The sequence below is a fragment of the Luteimonas aquatica genome, assembly GCF_022662575.1.
GTDB lineage: Bacteria > Pseudomonadota > Gammaproteobacteria > Xanthomonadales > Xanthomonadaceae > Luteimonas > Luteimonas aquatica.
The window spans coordinates 107,320-123,194 of sequence record NZ_JALBFU010000001.1; the positions used below are offsets into that span (position 1 = coordinate 107,320).

The window sequence follows — 15,875 nt, forward strand, 5'->3', positions numbered from 1 at the left end:
TGCGAGCGGCATGGACGGGCGGCATAGGCGAGCGGCATGGACTGGACGATGCTGGCAAACGCGAAGGACACCGGCGAGCGCCTGCGGACGCTGGCCTACTTGCTGCGCCTGCGCTACGCGGTCGATCCCCAGGTCGCCGCCGCGCGGCTGGCCGGGGAAGCCGCGAGCCACGCATCATGCCGGCTCGTCCTGTCCGAATTGCGCGCCGAGCTCGCCTCCCCGTCGTTCGGCCTGGGCCTCGGCACGCTGCTCGACGATGTGCAGATGCGCGCCTATTTCGCCCAGATGATGCGGGCCGTGGACCGGCAGGCATGCCGGCAGTGACGCGGCCGACCCAACGACAGACCCGAGAATCAAGACCCAAGGCCTTCCCATGACCGCACGCATTCCCACCCTCGACATCCGCCGCTTCACCCATCCGACCAGCCCCGAGGATCGCCAGGCCTTCGTCGACGAGCTGGGCGCGGCCTACCGCGAGTGGGGCTTCGCCGGCATCCGCAACCACGGCATCCCGCAGGACCTCATCGACGCCTCCTACGACGTGTTCAAGCGCTTCTTCGCGCTGCCCGAGGAGACCAAGAAGCACTACCACGTGGCCGGCGGCGGCGGCGCGCGCGGCTATACGCCCTTCGGCGTGGAGACGGCCAAGGGCGCCAAGCACTCCGACCTGAAGGAGTTCTGGCACATCGGCCGCGAGATCCCGGGCGACTCCAAGTACACCGACGTGATGGCGCCGAACCTGTGGCCCGAGGAGGTCGAGGGCTTCCGCGAGAAGGGCTACGCGCTCTACGACGCGCTCGACAGGCTCGGCTCGCAGGTGCTCGCGGCGCTGGCCCTGCACATCGGCCTGCCGGAGCACTACTTCGCCGACAAGACCGACTCGGGCAACTCGATCCTGCGCCCGATCCACTATCCGCCGATCACCGCCGACGACATCCCCAACGTGCGCGCCGGCGCGCACGAGGACATCAACCTGATCACGCTGCTGGTCGGCGCCAGCGCAGCCGGCCTGGAAGTGCTGTCGAAGAAGGGCGAATGGGTGCCGTTCACTTCCGACGCGGACACCATCGTGGTCAACATCGGCGACATGCTGCAGCGCCTGACCAACCACGTGTATCCGTCCACCACCCATCGCGTGGTCAATCCGCCGGGCGAGCAGGCGCGCAAGCCGCGCTACTCGGTGCCGTTCTTCCTGCATCCGAATCCGGATTTCCTGATCGACGTGCTGCCGTCCACGATCACGCCCGACAACCCCAAGCGCTATCCCGAGCCGATCACCGCCCAGGGATACCTGGAGGAGCGGCTGCGCGAGATCAAGCTGAAGTAGGCGAAAACCCTCACGGCGCGAGGACGGCCATGCAATCGGCGAGACAATCGGTCGTTCCGGCGCTGCGGGTGAAGTCCTACGAAGACAGCAGGCGCTTCTACGAGCGGCTGGGCTTCGCCGAGGACTGGACGCACCTGTTCGGGCCGGGCTTTCCGGTGTTCGCCTCGATCTCGCGCCACGGCCAGACGATCTTCCTCACCGAGCACACCGGCGACTGCGCGTTCGGCGGCCTGGTGCATTTCTATCTCCCCGACATGGACGTGGACGCCTATTACGCCGCCTGCCTGGCCGCGGGGGTCGAGGTCGATCAGGCGCCCGGCAACAACCTCGGCGAGGAGATGCGCGACATGGTCATCCTCGATCCCGACGGCAACCGGCTGGTGTTCATCACCCACGCCCCGGATTGAGCGGGGCGCGATGGAGCCGGACAGCTATCTTCGCCTCCGCGCGCAGGCCCGCGGCCTGGCCAGGACCGAAGCCGACGCCGAGGACCTGGTGCAGGAGGCGTTGCTGGCCGCGCTGCGGGCGGGACGCTCCGACGCCGCCTGGCTGGCCGGCGTGCTGCGCAAGCAGGCGGCGCTGCAGGCGCGCGGCGCCGTGCGCCGCCGCCGCCGCGAGCGCGCCGCGGCCGACGATGCCGCGGCGGGAGCGCCCCCGGAAACCGGCTCCGGCGATGCCTCCGTTCCCGTGCCGGACTGGTTGCGCCGGCTGCCGCCGGCGGGGCGCCGGGTGGCGGTGCTGGCCCTGCATGGCCTATCGGCCGAGGAGATCCGCTGGATCCTGGGGCTGTCGCCGGCCGCGTTCCGGCAGCGGTTGACCGGCATCCGCAAGGCCCTGGCCGGGTTGCGCCCGGCCGAGCGGGCGGAAAGCCTGGCGCTGGCCTACGTGCGCGATCCGGCGCGCAGCGTGGAACTGCAGTTCGGCCTGGTCCGCCGGGCACTGAAGGCGGCCCTGCGCGGCGGCGCGGGCCTGGGCACGCACGACGGCGACGGCCATCTGCTGGTGATCCGCCGCCGTGCTCACGTTCCGGCGCCCGGCGGCAACGGATAGACGGGATCACACACAGGAGAAGCCCATGTTGTCCGATTGCAAGGTAGGCGCCATCGTGTTCTTCGTTTCCGACCTGGCGCGCTCGGTCGCGTTCTACCGCGACACGCTGGGGTTGCCGGTCGAGGTGACCGAAGGCCATGACGGCGCGTTCGCCATGGCGCAGGTGGGCGAGCTGGTCCTGGTCTTCATCGTCCACCAGGCCAAGGCCGGGGATTCCCCGGTGGTGGTGTTCAGCCTGGACGGGGGTATCGACGACTACGCCGAGGCGCTGGCCGCGCGCGGCGTGGAGATCGTGGTGCCGGTGGGCGAGTCGCCCGACGGCGGCCTGTCGCTGGACTTCGTCGACCCGGACCGCAATCTGCTCAGCCTGCACCAGGGGCCGGAGCTGCCGCGCAGGAAATAGCCCCGCGCGCGCAGGCCGGACTCAGGTCAGCCAGAAGAACACCGCCGCCATGCGCTTCTCGGCCAGCGTCTGTCCCCAGTAGCCGGTGGCGCTGTGGATGAGGTTGGCGCGGTACAGCAGCAGGCGGTTGTAGCGGTGCGCGATGCGCATGTCCTCGACGAAGGCGTCCGGGGCCACGAAGCGCGCGCCCAGGGCCTCGGCCAGGTTGCGGTGCGGCGGCATCACCGTGTTGCCGCCCAGCTGGCCGCCCGGCATGCGCTGGCGATAGAACCCGGTGCCGCAGCTGTCGGGCACCGCGGGGTTGAGATACAGCACCGCGGCGTAGCGGCACAGGTGGCGCGAGTCGGTATGCGGCCGGGGCTGGCATTCGTCGATGCCGACCACCTGTACGCAATTGTGGTTGAGGTGGGTGTCGTCCCCGGTGCTGGCCACCTTCAGCTGCTTGGCGCCGGTGACCTGCTTCACCCAGGTCTCGATGTGGGCCAGCTCGTCCGGTTCCAGGCCGGGGATCGCGCGCAGGCCCGGCCAGCTCTCCGGCTTGTACGGATAGCCCTCGTTCCAGTCGGTCTTGGCCAGGCAGCGCGCGCGGACCGCGTCGGCATTGGGCAGGGCGTCGTCCAGCAGCCAGTAGTCGCGGCCGAGCGTCGGCTTCTGGTAGGGCAGGATGGGCAAGCGTCTGGCGGGCTGAGGGCGGGGCATGGACATGTCTCCACTATAGGGCGCGCGGCGGCGTCGCGTTGGGCGCCGTGTCGCGGCCGGGGACGGCGGCCTCAGTCGATCGCGCGGATCCGGCGCGAATTGCGCGCCATCAGCCTGAGCAGCAGGGCATCGGGGAGGATCCAGGCCAGCGCCCGCATCAGCTTGTAGGCCAGGCCCGGAACCGCGACCACCTGCCCGCGCTCGACCGCCTCGATCCCGGTCCGGGCCACGTCCTCGGCGCGCAGCCACATCCACTTGGGCAGCTTGGACATCAGCGCGCGGGTGCCGGTGACGTCGTGGAATTCGGATCGGGTGAAGCCCGGGCACAGCGCGGTGGCGTGCAGGCCGGCGTCGGCGTTCTCCAGCGAGAGCGCCTCGCTGAACTTCACCATGAAGCTCTTCACCGGCGCGTACAGCGTCTGGCCGTCGGCGGCCGGCACCAGCGCGGCGAACGAGGCCACGTTGAGGATGCGGCCGTGGCCCTGGGCGCGCAGCGCCGGCAGCAGCCGCCAGGTCAGCTCGCACACCGCGCCGACCATCACCTGCAGGAAATGCGCGTGGGTGGCCCAGTCCTTGGCCAGATAGCGGCCCGGCACGCCGTAGCCGGCGTTGTTGACCAGGATGCGCACCGGCAGGGCGCGCTGGCGGATCTCGGCGACCAGGGCGCGCGGCGTCTCCGGGTCGGCGAGATTGGCGGCGATCACCACCACCGGCACCTGCGGGCGCAGTTCCTCGGCCAGGGCCTGCAGCCGGTCGAAGCGGCGCGCGGTCAGGATCAGCGGCACGCCCCGGCGCGCGTACTCGCGGGCGATCGCCTCGCCGATGCCGCTCGAGGCGCCGGTGATCAGGGCGTAGCCTTCGGGAATCGCTGTGTTCATCGGGTCTGCGCTCCTCGGTCCGGCCGGGGCCGGGTGGGGGATCGGCTATTCTGTGCCTTTCCACGTGCAGGAGTCGCAGATGCGCCGCAGGATCGTCGCCGGGAACTGGAAGCTGCACGGCAGCCGCACCTTCGCCACCGAACTGGTGGGCGACCTGGTGGTGGGCCTGCCGGTGGCGGGCGTGGAGGCCGTGCTGCTGCCGCCGCTGCCCTACCTGGGCGACCTGGTGCGCGAGTTCCAGGGCCATGCGGTCGCCTTCGGCGCCCAGGACGTGAGCCGGAACGAGAAGGGCGCCTACACCGGCGAGGTCTCGGCCGCCATGCTGGCGGACGTGGGCGCGCGCTACGGCTTGGTCGGCCACTCCGAGCGCCGCCAGTACCACCACGAGAGCAGCGAGCTGGTCGCGCACAAGTTCCTGGCCGCCCGGCATGCCGGCCTGACGCCGATCCTGTGCGTGGGCGAGACCCTGGAGCAGCGCGAGGGCGGCCAGACCGAGGCGGTGATCGCCGCCCAGCTGGCCCCGCTGTTCGAGCTGGCCGGCGCCCAGGCCCTGGAGGGCGCCGTGGTCGCCTACGAGCCGGTCTGGGCGATCGGCACCGGCCGCACCGCCACCCCGGACCAGGCCCAGGCGGTGCACGCATTCATCCGTGGCGAGGCCGCTTCCCGCGATGCTACAATCGCGGATTCGCTGCCGCTGCTGTACGGGGGCAGCGTCAAGCCCGATAACGCCGCCGCGCTGTTTTCGCAGCCGGACGTGGACGGCGGGCTCATCGGCGGCGCATCGCTGGTGGCCGCCGACTTCCTGGCGATCGTCTCGGCCGCGGCGAACTGACCTGCGGCGATCCGATTCCGGCAACCCGCAAGCGAACTGAATTCCGACAAGAGTCCCACCCGAATGTTGTTGCTGATCCTCAACGTCATATTCGTGCTCATCGCCATCGCGATGATCGCGCTGATCCTCATGCAGCGCGGCGCAGGCGCACAGGCCGGCTCCGGCTTCGGCGGCGGCGCCTCCGCCACCGTGTTCGGCGCGCGCGGCTCGTCCAACTTCCTGTCCAAGGCCACCAAGTGGCTGGCGGTCGCGTTCTTCGTGATCACGCTGTACATGGCCTGGAACGCCACCCACAGCGCCCGCCCGGCCGCGGCCGGCCAGCAGGATCTCGGCGTGATGGGGCAGATCCCGACCGTCCCGGCGGCCGATCCGGCCAAGGCGCCTCCGGCGCCGACGCAGAACGCTCCGTCGCAGGCTCCCGCGCAATCGGTGCCGCAGGCGCCGGCGCAGCCGGCCGGCGCGCAACCGCAATCACAGCAGCCGGCGCCCGCGCAACCCTCTCCGCAGGACAAGCGATAACGCTTACAATAGTCGGGTTCCGCGCGGGGTTCTCGCGCGGGACGGAAGAAATTGCCCAGGTGGCGGAATTGGTAGACGCACTACCTTGAGGTGGTAGCGGCTTCGGTCGTGGGGGTTCGAGTCCCCCCTTGGGCACCATTTTTACTAGTAGAGCGGGAGTGGGCACGGGAAAGGAAGAGCGGGCAGCTGGTTTCGCCGGACTTCTTTTCCAGGCTTCATTCCTCGCATAGCCACAGAGCGGAAATGCGCTGAAGAGGAGCAGGAAACGAGGGAAGGGCAGGCCGTAGCGTCCTCGACTCCGATCCGACTCCTCTTCGCTTCGTTTCCGCTCTCAAGCCGAGAGAACACGAGTGCTGGCCGAATACCTGCCGACCCTGCTGTTCCTGTTCGTTGCCACCGGAATCGGCATCGCATTGCTGATCATCGGCAACGTGCTCGGGCCCAAGCGCCCGACCCCCGAGAAGCTGTCGCCGTACGAATGCGGCTTCGCCGCGTTCGAGGACGCGCGCATGCAGTTCGACGTGCGCTACTACCTGATCGCGATCCAGTTCATCATTTTCGACCTGGAAATCATCTTCATCGTGCCCTGGGCCACCGTGTTCCGCGAACTCGGTCCGCTCGGCCTGGTCGAGATGGGCATCTTCGCCGGCATGCTGCTGCTCGGCTTCATCTACGTTTGGAAGAAAGGAGCGCTGGAATGGGAGTGAGCCAGACCGTCGCGCGCCTGATGAACAACCCGCTGCCGGAAGGCCGGGTCGACGACATCCTGCGCCCCGAGGGTGAGAATCCGCTGCTCGAGCGCGGTTTCGTCACCACCAGCTCCGACGTGCTGCTCAACTGGGCGCGCACCGGCTCGATGTGGCCGATGACCTTCGGCCTGGCCTGCTGCGCGGTGGAGATGATGCACGCCGGCGCCGCGCGCCTGGACCTGGACCGCTACGGCGTGGTGTTCCGCCCCTCGCCGCGCCAGTCCGACGTAATGATCGTGGCCGGCACCCTGGTCAACAAGATGGCCCCGGCGCTGCGCAAGGTCTACGACCAGATGCCCGACCCGAAGTGGGTCATCTCGATGGGCAGCTGCGCCAACGGCGGCGGCTACTACCACTATTCCTACGCCGTGGTGCGCGGCTGCGACCGCATCGTGCCGGTGGACGTGTACGTGCCCGGCTGTCCGCCCACCGCCGAGGCGCTGGTGTACGGCATCCTGCAGCTGCAGAAGAAGATCCGCCGCGGTACCAACTTCGGCGACAACAAGACCGGCCTGCGCGAAGGCTGATGCCATGACTGCTGAAACCGCAAACGCTTTCGCCGACCGCCTGCGCGCCCGCTTCCCCGACGCCGAGGTCAGCGTCGCGCAGCCGCGCGGGGAGGTCGGCATCGTGTTCTCCAACGAGACCTCGCACGGAAACTGCAGGATCCTGCGCGACGAGTTCGGCTTCGAGCAGCTGGTCGACGTCGCCGGCGTGGACTACCTCGGCTACGGCAGCGACGAATGGGACACCGACGTGTCCTCGGAAGGCTTCAGCCGTGGCGTGGAGGGCCGCAACGTCGGGCGCTTCAAGTTCGGCGAGGCGCCCAGCCGTCAGGTCGCCGAGCCGCAGGGCGAGGCGCCGATGCCGGTGCCGCGGCAGCGCTTCGCCGCGGTGCTGCAGCTGCTGTCGGTGCGCAACAACCGCCGCCTGCGCGTGAAGACCTTCGCGCCCAACGACGACCTGCCGATCGTCGCCTCGGTGACTGACCTGTGGCCGGTGGCCAACTGGTTCGAGCGCGAGGCCTTCGACCTGTTCGGCATCGTCTTCCAGGGGCATCCGGACCTGCGCCGCATCCTCACCGACTACGGCTTCGTCGGCCATCCTTTCCGCAAGGACTTCCCGTTGATCGGCAACGTCGAGGTGCGCTACGACGCCGAGAAGAAGCGCGTGGTCTACGAGCCGGTGACCTCGGTCGAGCCGCGCGTGGGCGTTCCGCGCGTGGTGCGCGACGACGCCCGCTACGCGACCGCGGCCGGCGAACAGATGAGCCGCAAGGCGGAGGGCGCGAAATGAGCGCACAACCCGAAGCCCATCCGCATCCCTCGCACCTGCCCTTCGCCAGCAACGGCAACGAGGCCAGGCAGGAGATCCGCAACTACACGCTGAACTTCGGCCCGCAGCACCCCGCCGCGCACGGCGTGCTGCGCCTGATCCTGGAGATGGACGGCGAGGTGGTGCAGCGCGCCGATCCGCACGTCGGCCTGCTGCATCGCGGCACCGAGAAGCTGGCCGAGTCCAAGCCGTTCAACCAGTCGATCGGCTACATGGATCGCCTGGACTACGTGTCGATGATGTGCAACGAGCACGCATACGTGCGCGCCATCGAGTCCCTGATGGGCATCGAGGCGCCCGAGCGCGCGCAGTGGATCCGCACGATGTTCGACGAGATCACGCGCATCCTGAACCACCTGATGTGGGTGGGCTCGAACGCGCTCGACCTCGGCGCCATGGCGGTGTTCCTGTACGCCTTCCGCGAGCGCGAGGAACTGATGGACGTGTACGAGGCGGTGAGCGGCGCGCGCATGCACGCCACCTACTACCGCCCGGGCGGCGTCTACCGCGACCTGCCCGAGCGCATGCCGCAGTACCGCGAGTCGCCGTGGAAGAAGGGCGCCAACCTCAAGCGCTTCAACGCCTGGCGCGAAGGCTCGATGCTGGACTACCTGGAGGCCTTCGCCAAGGACTTCCCGCACCGCATCGACGAGTACGAGACGCTGCTCACCGACAACCGCATCTGGAAGCAGCGCACCGTCGGCATCGGCGTGATCCCGCCCGAGCAGGCGCTGGCCTGGGGCATGACCGGCCCGATGCTGCGCGGTTCCGGCGTGGCCTGGGACCTGCGCAAGAAGCAGCCCTACGCCAAGTACGCCGAGGTCGACTTCGACATCCCGGTGGGCGTGAAGGGCGACTGCTACGACCGCTACCTGGTGCGCGTGGCCGAGATGCGCCAGTCGGTGCGCATCATCGAGCAGTGCGTGAAATGGCTGAGGGCCAATCCGGGCCCGGTGATGCTCGACAACTACAAGGTGTCGCCTCCCTCCCGCGAGGAGATGAAGGACGACATGGAAGCGCTGATCCATCACTTCAAGCTGTTCAGCGAAGGCTACTGCGTGCCGGCCGGCGAGACCTACAGCGCGGTCGAGGCGCCCAAGGGCGAGTTCGGCTGCTACCTGATTTCCGACGGCGCCAACAAGCCCTTCCGCGTGCACCTGCGCGCGCCGGGCTTCGCGCACCTGTCGTCGATGGACGAGATCGTGAAGGGCCACATGCTGGCCGACGTGGTGGCGATGATCGGCACCTACGACATCGTGTTCGGGGAAATCGACCGATGAGGGCTGGACCGATGAAAGCTGGACCGATGAAGGCGAGCGACCGATGAGAGCGACCGGCAACTTCGAGAATGCGCGCAACGTCGACCCGATGGTGGTGCTCGAGGAGCGCACGCGCGCGCACATCGACCACTGGCTGACCAAGTTCCCGCCCGACCGCAAGCGTTCGGCGGTGCTGCAGGGCCTGTTCGCGGCGCAGGAGCAGAACGGCGGCTGGCTCACCGACGAGCTGATCGCCGGCGTGGCCAAGTACCTCGACCTGCCGCCGGTGTGGGCCTACGAGGTGGCGACGTTCTACTCGATGTTCGAGACGCAGAAAGTCGGCCGCAACAACGTGGCCTTCTGCACCAACATCAGCTGCTGGCTCAACGGCGCCGAGGACCTGGTCCGCCACGCCGAGAAGAAGCTCGGCTGCAAGCTGGGAGAGTCGACCGCGGACGGCCGCGTCTACCTCAAGCGCGAGGAAGAGTGCGTCGCCGGCTGCTGCGGCGCGCCGGTGGTCGTGATCAATGGCCATTACCACGAGAAGCTCGACGCCGCGAAGGTCGACGAGCTGCTCGACCAGTTGAAATAAGCATGGCGAAGTGAGGCTGGATCAGGCATGGCACATCACCCCACCCATTCGGAAGGTTATGGACCCGTCGGCCCCGCGCCGAAGGAGCACCAGGCCGTCTACACCACGCTGCATTTCGACAAGCCCTGGTCGTACGAGAACTACCTCAAGACCGGCGGCTACAGCGCGCTGCGCAAGATCCTCGAGGAGAAGATCGCGCCGGCCGACGTGGTCGAGATGGTCAAGCAGTCCGGCCTGCGCGGCCGCGGCGGCGCGGGCTTCCCGACCGGCCTGAAGTGGAGCTTCATGCCCAAGGGCGAGATGCAGAAGTACATCCTCTGCAATTCCGACGAATCCGAGCCCGGCACCGCCAAGGACCGCGACATCCTGCGCTACAACCCGCATGCGGTGATCGAGGGCATGGCGATCGCCTGCTATGCCACCGGCTCCAGCGTCGGCTACAACTACCTGCGCGGCGAGTTCCACCACGAGCCGTTCGAGCATCTCGAGGAAGCCACCGCCGAGGCCTACAAGCACGGCTGGCTGGGCAAGAACATCCTCGGCAGCGGCGTGGACATCGACCTGTACAACGCCCTCGGCGCCGGCGCCTACATCTGCGGCGAGGAAACCGCGCTGATGGAATCGCTGGAAGGCAAGAAGGGCCAGCCGCGCTTCAAGCCGCCGTTCCCGGCCAACTTCGGCCTGTACGGCAAGCCGACCACCATCAACAACACCGAGACCTACGCCTCGGTGCCGGCCATCGTGCGCAACGGCGCGCAATGGTTCATGGAGCTGGGCAAGCCCAACAACGGCGGCTGCAAGATCTTCTCGGTCTCCGGCCACGTCAACCGGCCGGGCAACTACGAGATCCGCCTGGGCACCTCGTTCGCGGAGCTGCTGGAGATGGCCGGCGGCGTGCGCAACGGCCACAAGCTCAAGGGCGTGATCCCGGGCGGTTCGTCGATGCCGGTGCTGCCGGCCGAGACCATGATGGGCCTGACCATGGACTACGACGCGATCCAGAAGGCAGGTTCCGGCCTCGGGTCGGGCGCCGTGATCGTGATGGACGAGACCACCTGCATGGTGCGCGCCTGCCAGCGCATCGCGCGCTTCTATTTCAAGGAAAGCTGCGGCCAGTGCACGCCCTGCCGCGAGGGCACGGGCTGGATGTACCGCGTGCTGACCCGCATCGTCGACGGGCAGGCCACGCTCGACGACCTGAACATGCTCAAGGCCGCCGCCGGCCAGATCGAAGGCCACACCATCTGCGCCTTCGGCGAGGCCGCCGCCTGGCCGGTGCAGGGCTTCCTGCGCCACTTCTGGGACGAGTTCGAGTACTTCATCCGCAACGGCCGTTCTATCGTCGACGAAAAGCTCGGAGTCGCCGCATGAGCGCGCAGCCGGTCAACCCGAACCTGCCGCCCGACCACGTCACCGTCTTCATCGACGGCGTCGAGCTGGCCGCGCCCAAGGGCTCGATGATCATCCAGGCCGCCGACAAGGCCGGCATCCCGATCCCGCGCTTCTGCTACCACGACAAGCTGGCGATCGCCGCCAACTGCCGCATGTGCCTGGTCGACTCGGAAATGGGCGGGCGTCCTTCGCCCAAGCCCATCCCGGCCTGCGCCACGCCGGTGGCCGACGGCATGAAGGTGTTCACGCGCAACGACAAGGCGCTCAAGGCGCAGCGCAACGTGATGGAGTTCCTGCTGATCAACCATCCGCTCGACTGCCCGATCTGCGATCAGGGCGGCGAGTGCGAGCTGCAGGACCTCTCGCTCGGCTACGGCCGTTCGGTCAGCCGCTTCCAGGAGCGCAAGCGCGTGGTCGCCGACGAGGACCTCGGTCCGCTGGTGGCCACCGAGATGACGCGCTGCATCCAGTGCACGCGCTGCGTCCGCTTCACCGCCGAGGTCGCCGGCACCTACGAGCTGGGCGGCATGCAACGCGGCGAGAACCTGCAGATCGGCACCTACGACGGCAAGCCGCTGACCACCGAGCTGTCGGGCAACGTCATCGACGTCTGCCCGGTGGGCGCGCTGACCAACAAGGTGTTCCGCTTCCGCGCGCGCCCCTGGGAGCTGATCGCCAAGGACTCGCTCGGCTACCACGATGCGATGGGCAGCAACCTGTTCCTGCACGCCCGCCGCGGCGACGTGCTGCGTGCCGTGCCGCGCGACAACGAGGCGGTCAACGAGTGCTGGCTGTCCGACCGCGACCGCTACTCGCACCAGGGCCTGTACGCGCCCGACCGCGCGCTGCGTCCGCAGGTCAAGGACAACGGCGAGTGGCGCGACGTCTCATGGGAAGAAGCGCTGGCCAGGGCCGCGAAGATCCTGCGCGACAATGCCGCCGACGACCTCGGCATCCTGGTGCACCCGGCCACCTCGAACGAGGAGGGCGCATTGCTGGCGCGCTTCGCGGAAGGGTTGGGCACCGGCAACCTCGACCACCGCATCGCCCAGCGCGATCTCTCCGACGCCGCCGTCGCCGAAGCATTCGCCGCGCCGGTCGCGGAGATCGAAAAGGCCGACGTCGTGGTGATCGTGGGCAGCCAGCTGCGCCACGAGCTGCCGCTGCTGCACCAGCGCCTGCGCAAGGCCTGGCGCCGTGGCGCCAAGCTGCACGTGGTCAACCCGGTCGATTTCGAGTTCGCCTTCGACCTCGCCTCCAAGACCATCGTGCCGCCTTCGCGGATCGCCGGGGCCCTGGCCTCGGGCGAGCTGGCGCAGGCGCTGCAGGGCGCCGCGCATGCCGTGGTGCTGGTCGGCGCGATCGCGGAGAACGGTCCGCACGCGGCCGCGATCCGCCAGGCCGCGCGCGCGTTCGCGCAGGCCAACAACGCCGCGCTGTGCCGCATCCCGCAGGGCGCCAACGCGCTCGGCCTGGCGCGCCTGGGCGTGCTGCCGGCCACGCGCGACGCGCAGGCCATGCTGGCCCAGCCGCGCGGCGGCTATCTTCTCTACGGGATCGAGCCGGGGCTGGATTTCGCCGACCAGGCGGCCGCGATGCAGGCGCTGGGCGGCGCGCAGGTGGTGGCCTTCAGCCACTTCGCCTGCCAGTCCACGCGTGCGGTCGCCGACGTGATCCTGCCGATCGGCCTGCTGCCCGAGGTCGATGCCACGCTCACCAACCTCGACGGCCTCGAGCAGAGCGCCGTGCCCGGCGGCAAGCTGCCGGCCGAGGCGCGCGCCGGCTGGCGCGTGCTGCGCGCGCTCGGCGGCGACCTGGGGCTGCCCGGTTTCGACTTCACCGACCTGGCCGGCCTGCGCGCCGGCATCGCGCCGCGCGCCGTGTCGCCGGCCGCCTCTCAGGCATCGGCCGAGGCGGGCGAGGGACTGGAGCTGGCGGTCTCGCAGGCGATCTACCGCGTGGACGCGGTGACGCGCCGCGCCGAGGCGCTGCAGGCGCATCCGCTCAATGTCGGCCCGCGCATCGTGCTGCATTCTCGCGACGCCGGCGTCCTGGGCGTGGGCGAGGGCGCGATGGCCAAGGTCTCCAACGCCGTCGGCACCGCCACCTTGCAGGTGGCCGTCGACGACCGCGTCGCCGAGGGCGCGGCCTGGATCGAATCCGGCTACGGCGCCACCGCCGCGCTCGGCGCCGGCCGCGTCAAGGTGGTGGCCGCATGAGCGCCGCTTTCATGAGCACGTCTTTTATGAGCATGCCGACGAGCATGTCATCGATGAACACGGCCAGCCTGCTCTCCGACCTGACCGCGCCGCTGCACGACTGGCTGCTCTCGCTGGGCGCGATCGGCGTGGTGCTGTGGATCGTGCTGAAGATCCTCGTCATCGCCGTGCCGGTGATCCTGGCGGTGGCCTTCTACGTGGTCTGGGAGCGCAAGCTGATCGGCTGGATGCACGTGCGCCATGGGCCGATGTACGTGGGCATGGGCATCTTCCAGGCCTTCGCCGACGTCTTCAAGCTGCTGTTCAAGGAAGTGATCCAGCCCAGCAGCGCGCAGCGCGCGCTGTACATCCTGGCGCCGCTGATCACGCTGGCGCCGGCGTTCGCGGCCTGGGCGGTGATGCCCTTCGACGCGCAGCTGGTGCTGTCCAACGCCAACGCCGGCCTGCTGTACCTGCTGGCGATGACCTCGCTGGGCGTGTACGGCATCATCCTCGCCGGCTGGGCGTCGAACTCGAAGTACGCCTTCCTCGGCGCGATGCGTTCGGCCGCGCAGGTGGTCAGCTACGAGATCGCGATGGGCTTCGCCCTGGTCGGCGTGATGGTCGGCGCGGGCAGCCTCAACCTGAGCGAGATAGTAATGGCGCAGTCCGGCGACGCCGGCGCGCTGGAGTGGTTCTGGCTGCCGATGCTGCCGCTGTTCGTCGTCTACTTCGTGTCCGGCGTGGCCGAGACCAACCGCGCGCCGTTCGACGTGGTGGAGGGCGAATCGGAGATCGTCGCCGGCCACATGGTCGAGTATTCCGGTTCGGCCTTCGCGCTGTTCTTCCTGGCCGAGTACGCCAACATGATCCTGGTCAGCTTCCTGACCGCGATCTTCTTCATGGGCGGCTGGCTGTCGCCGATCCCGTCGGCATGGATCCCCGACGTGCCGGTGCTGTCGGTGATCCTCGGCGACGGCTGGTGGTGGCTGTTCGCCAAGGTCTTCTTCTTCGCCAGCTGCTTCATCTGGTTCCGCGCGTCTTTCCCGCGCTACCGCTACGACCAGATCATGCGCCTGGGCTGGAAGGTGTTCATTCCGCTCAGCATCGCCTGGATCGTGGTGACGGCCCTGCTGGCGTACTTCGGCGTGTTCGAGGCGGGCAAGTGATGAGTCGAATCGTTTCCTGGTTCAAGGGACTGCTGCTGCTCGAGCTGCTGGGCGGCCTGTGGCTGACCTTCAAGTACCTGTGGCGCCCGAAGTACACCCTGATGTACCCGATGGAGAAGACGCCGCAGTCGCCGCGCTTCCGCGGCCTGCACGCGCTGCGCCGCTATCCCAACGGCGAGGAGCGCTGCATCGCCTGCAAGCTGTGCGAGGCGGTGTGCCCGGCGCTGGCCATCACCATCGATTCGGAGCAGCGCGCGGACGGCACCCGCCGCACCACCCGCTACGACATCGACCTGTTCAAGTGCATCTACTGCGGGTTCTGCGAGGAATCCTGCCCGGTGGACTCGATCGTGGAGACCCACGTCCACGAATACCACTTCGAACACCGCGGCGAGAACATCGTCACCAAGCCGCAGCTGCTGGCGCTCGGGGACCGGCTCGAAGCCGAGATCGCCGAGCGCCGCGCCGCCGATTCCGCGTACCGATGAGCTGAGGACCGCATGGATTTCGTTCTGCTCGCCTTCCTCGCCTTCGCCGCCGTGACCGTCATCGCGGCGGTTTCCGTGATCAGCGTCCGCAACCCGGTGCATGCCGCGCTGTTCCTGGTGCTGACCTTCTTCACCGTCGCCTGCACCTGGCTGCTGGCCGGCGCCGAGTTCCTCGGCATCGCCCTGATCCTGGTGTACGTGGGCGCGGTGATGGTGCTGTTCCTGTTCGTGGTGATGATGCTCGACATCGACGTGGCGCCGCTGCGGGAAGGCTACGTGCGCTATCTCCCGGTCGGCCTGCTGGTCGCGGTGGTGATGCTGGTCGAGATGCTGACCCTGATCGGCATCAAGTCGCGCACGACGCCTTTCGGCGCCGACCCGGCGGCGGAGGCGGGCATCGCCAATTCCACCTGGCTGGCGCGCCGGCTGTTCACCGAGTTCCTGCTGCCGTTCGAGGTGGCCGCGCTGATCCTGACCGTGGCGGTGATCGCGGCGGTGATGCTGACCCTGCGCAAGCGCGCGAACACCAAGCACCAGAACCCGGGCGAGCAGGCGCGGGTGAAGGCCGGCGACCGCTTCCGCATGGTGCAGATGGCGGCCGAGCAGCCGGCGGTCGAGCAGGCCCCGGCGGAAGCCGAAGCCAAGGCGGAGGTGAAGTGATGGAAGTCTTCGGACAGGGCCTGGCGCTCGGCCACTACCTCGCGCTCGGCGCGGTGCTGTTCTGCATCAGCGTCGCCGGCATCTTCCTCAACCGCAAGAACGTGATCATCCTGCTGATGTCGATCGAGCTGATGCTGCTCGCGGTCAACATCAACTTCGTGGCCTTCTCGCGCGAGTTCGGCGACGCCGCCGGGCAGATCTTCGTGTTCTTCATCCTCACCGTGGCCGCGGCCGAGGCCGCCATCGGCCTGGCGATCCTGGTCACGCTGTTCCGCAACCGGCGCACGATCAACGTCGCCGAAATCGACACTTTGAAGGGCTGACG

At 68.7% G+C, this 15,875-nt stretch carries 20 protein-coding genes and 1 tRNA gene; 19 read left to right on the plus strand and 2 right to left on the minus strand.

Annotated features, from left to right (window positions below; genetic code table 11):
• Positions 1-36: 36 nt before the first annotated feature.
• Genes MD221_RS00485 through MD221_RS00505 form a run of 5 tightly spaced genes read left to right on the plus strand, consistent with a single transcriptional unit; the run spans position 37 to position 2,780 of the window.
• On the plus strand, positions 37-324 hold the full coding sequence (locus MD221_RS00485; RefSeq protein WP_242106941.1) for a hypothetical protein: 288 nt from the start codon (positions 37-39) through the stop codon (positions 322-324).
• A gap of 49 nt (positions 325-373) precedes the next feature.
• Complete coding sequence (locus MD221_RS00490; protein ID WP_242106943.1) at positions 374-1,327, plus strand: isopenicillin N synthase family dioxygenase; 954 nt, start codon at positions 374-376, stop codon at positions 1,325-1,327.
• A 29-nt stretch (positions 1,328-1,356) separates the two neighbouring features.
• Positions 1,357-1,734 carry a glyoxalase superfamily protein gene (locus MD221_RS00495; protein ID WP_242106945.1) on the plus strand — a complete coding sequence of 126 codons (378 nt, stop codon included), beginning with the start codon at positions 1,357-1,359 and terminating at the stop codon, positions 1,732-1,734.
• Positions 1,735-1,744: 10 nt separating this feature from the next.
• Positions 1,745-2,377 (plus strand): RNA polymerase sigma factor, encoded by a 633-nt coding sequence (locus MD221_RS00500; RefSeq protein WP_242106947.1) that lies wholly within the window; start codon positions 1,745-1,747, stop codon positions 2,375-2,377.
• 25 nt (positions 2,378-2,402) lie between these two features.
• The gene (locus MD221_RS00505) at positions 2,403-2,780 is read left to right on the plus strand and encodes a VOC family protein (protein WP_242106949.1); all 378 of its coding nucleotides are present in this window, start codon (positions 2,403-2,405) and stop codon (positions 2,778-2,780) included.
• Between the two features lie 21 nt (positions 2,781-2,801).
• Here the strand turns inward: MD221_RS00505 and MD221_RS00510 are convergent, their stop codons facing one another.
• Entirely contained in the window at positions 2,802-3,479 is a 678-nt protein-coding gene (locus MD221_RS00510; RefSeq protein ID WP_242106952.1) for a DUF6445 family protein, read from the minus strand.
• Between the two features lie 71 nt (positions 3,480-3,550).
• On the minus strand, positions 3,551-4,357 hold the full coding sequence (locus tag MD221_RS00515; protein ID WP_242106954.1) for an SDR family NAD(P)-dependent oxidoreductase: 807 nt from the start codon (positions 4,355-4,357) through the stop codon (positions 3,551-3,553).
• Positions 4,358-4,436: 79 nt separating this feature from the next.
• Here MD221_RS00515 and tpiA point away from each other — a divergent pair, with 79 nt between their 5' ends.
• The 14 genes from tpiA to nuoK all read left to right on the plus strand — a co-directional run bounded on the left by tpiA (position 4,437) and on the right by nuoK (position 15,873).
• Positions 4,437-5,189: a triose-phosphate isomerase gene (gene tpiA, locus MD221_RS00520; RefSeq protein ID WP_242106955.1), complete on the plus strand. Its 753-nt coding sequence runs from the start codon at positions 4,437-4,439 to the stop codon at positions 5,187-5,189.
• A 63-nt stretch (positions 5,190-5,252) separates the two neighbouring features.
• Positions 5,253-5,708, plus strand: coding sequence for a preprotein translocase subunit SecG (secG, locus tag MD221_RS00525; RefSeq protein ID WP_242106957.1), 456 nt, complete (start codon positions 5,253-5,255; stop codon positions 5,706-5,708).
• Positions 5,709-5,761: 53 nt separating this feature from the next.
• Positions 5,762-5,846, plus strand: a tRNA-Leu gene (locus MD221_RS00530).
• A 212-nt stretch (positions 5,847-6,058) separates the two neighbouring features.
• Positions 6,059-6,415 carry an NADH-quinone oxidoreductase subunit A gene (locus MD221_RS00535; RefSeq protein WP_242106959.1) on the plus strand — a complete coding sequence of 119 codons (357 nt, stop codon included), beginning with the start codon at positions 6,059-6,061 and terminating at the stop codon, positions 6,413-6,415.
• Complete coding sequence (locus MD221_RS00540; RefSeq protein WP_242106961.1) at positions 6,406-6,984, plus strand: NuoB/complex I 20 kDa subunit family protein; 579 nt, start codon at positions 6,406-6,408, stop codon at positions 6,982-6,984. Before MD221_RS00535 ends, MD221_RS00540 begins: the two co-directional genes overlap by 10 nt.
• Positions 6,985-6,988: 4 nt before the next feature.
• On the plus strand, positions 6,989-7,753 hold the full coding sequence (locus MD221_RS00545) for an NADH-quinone oxidoreductase subunit C (RefSeq protein ID WP_242106963.1): 765 nt from the start codon (positions 6,989-6,991) through the stop codon (positions 7,751-7,753).
• Positions 7,750-9,072, plus strand: coding sequence for an NADH-quinone oxidoreductase subunit D (locus tag MD221_RS00550; RefSeq protein WP_242106965.1), 1,323 nt, complete (start codon positions 7,750-7,752; stop codon positions 9,070-9,072). Before MD221_RS00545 ends, MD221_RS00550 begins: the two co-directional genes overlap by 4 nt.
• 43 nt (positions 9,073-9,115) lie before the next feature.
• Positions 9,116-9,643, plus strand: coding sequence for an NADH-quinone oxidoreductase subunit NuoE (nuoE, locus tag MD221_RS00555; RefSeq protein ID WP_242106967.1), 528 nt, complete (start codon positions 9,116-9,118; stop codon positions 9,641-9,643).
• A 27-nt stretch (positions 9,644-9,670) separates the two neighbouring features.
• On the plus strand, positions 9,671-11,014 hold the full coding sequence (gene nuoF / locus MD221_RS00560; protein WP_242106969.1) for an NADH-quinone oxidoreductase subunit NuoF: 1,344 nt from the start codon (positions 9,671-9,673) through the stop codon (positions 11,012-11,014).
• Positions 11,011-13,254, plus strand: coding sequence for an NADH-quinone oxidoreductase subunit NuoG (gene nuoG, locus MD221_RS00565; RefSeq protein WP_242106971.1), 2,244 nt, complete (start codon positions 11,011-11,013; stop codon positions 13,252-13,254). Before nuoF ends, nuoG begins: the two co-directional genes overlap by 4 nt.
• Positions 13,255-13,307: 53 nt before the next feature.
• Positions 13,308-14,402, plus strand: coding sequence for an NADH-quinone oxidoreductase subunit NuoH (gene nuoH / locus MD221_RS00570; protein ID WP_242106972.1), 1,095 nt, complete (start codon positions 13,308-13,310; stop codon positions 14,400-14,402).
• Positions 14,402-14,890 (plus strand): NADH-quinone oxidoreductase subunit NuoI, encoded by a 489-nt coding sequence (nuoI, locus tag MD221_RS00575; protein ID WP_242106974.1) that lies wholly within the window; start codon positions 14,402-14,404, stop codon positions 14,888-14,890. The genes nuoH and nuoI overlap by 1 nt, the downstream gene beginning before the upstream one ends.
• 12 nt (positions 14,891-14,902) lie before the next feature.
• Complete coding sequence (locus MD221_RS00580) at positions 14,903-15,550, plus strand: NADH-quinone oxidoreductase subunit J (RefSeq protein ID WP_242106976.1); 648 nt, start codon at positions 14,903-14,905, stop codon at positions 15,548-15,550.
• Positions 15,550-15,873 carry an NADH-quinone oxidoreductase subunit NuoK gene (gene nuoK / locus MD221_RS00585; protein WP_226468700.1) on the plus strand — a complete coding sequence of 108 codons (324 nt, stop codon included), beginning with the start codon at positions 15,550-15,552 and terminating at the stop codon, positions 15,871-15,873. The genes MD221_RS00580 and nuoK overlap by 1 nt, the downstream gene beginning before the upstream one ends.
• Positions 15,874-15,875: the final 2 nt, after the last annotated feature.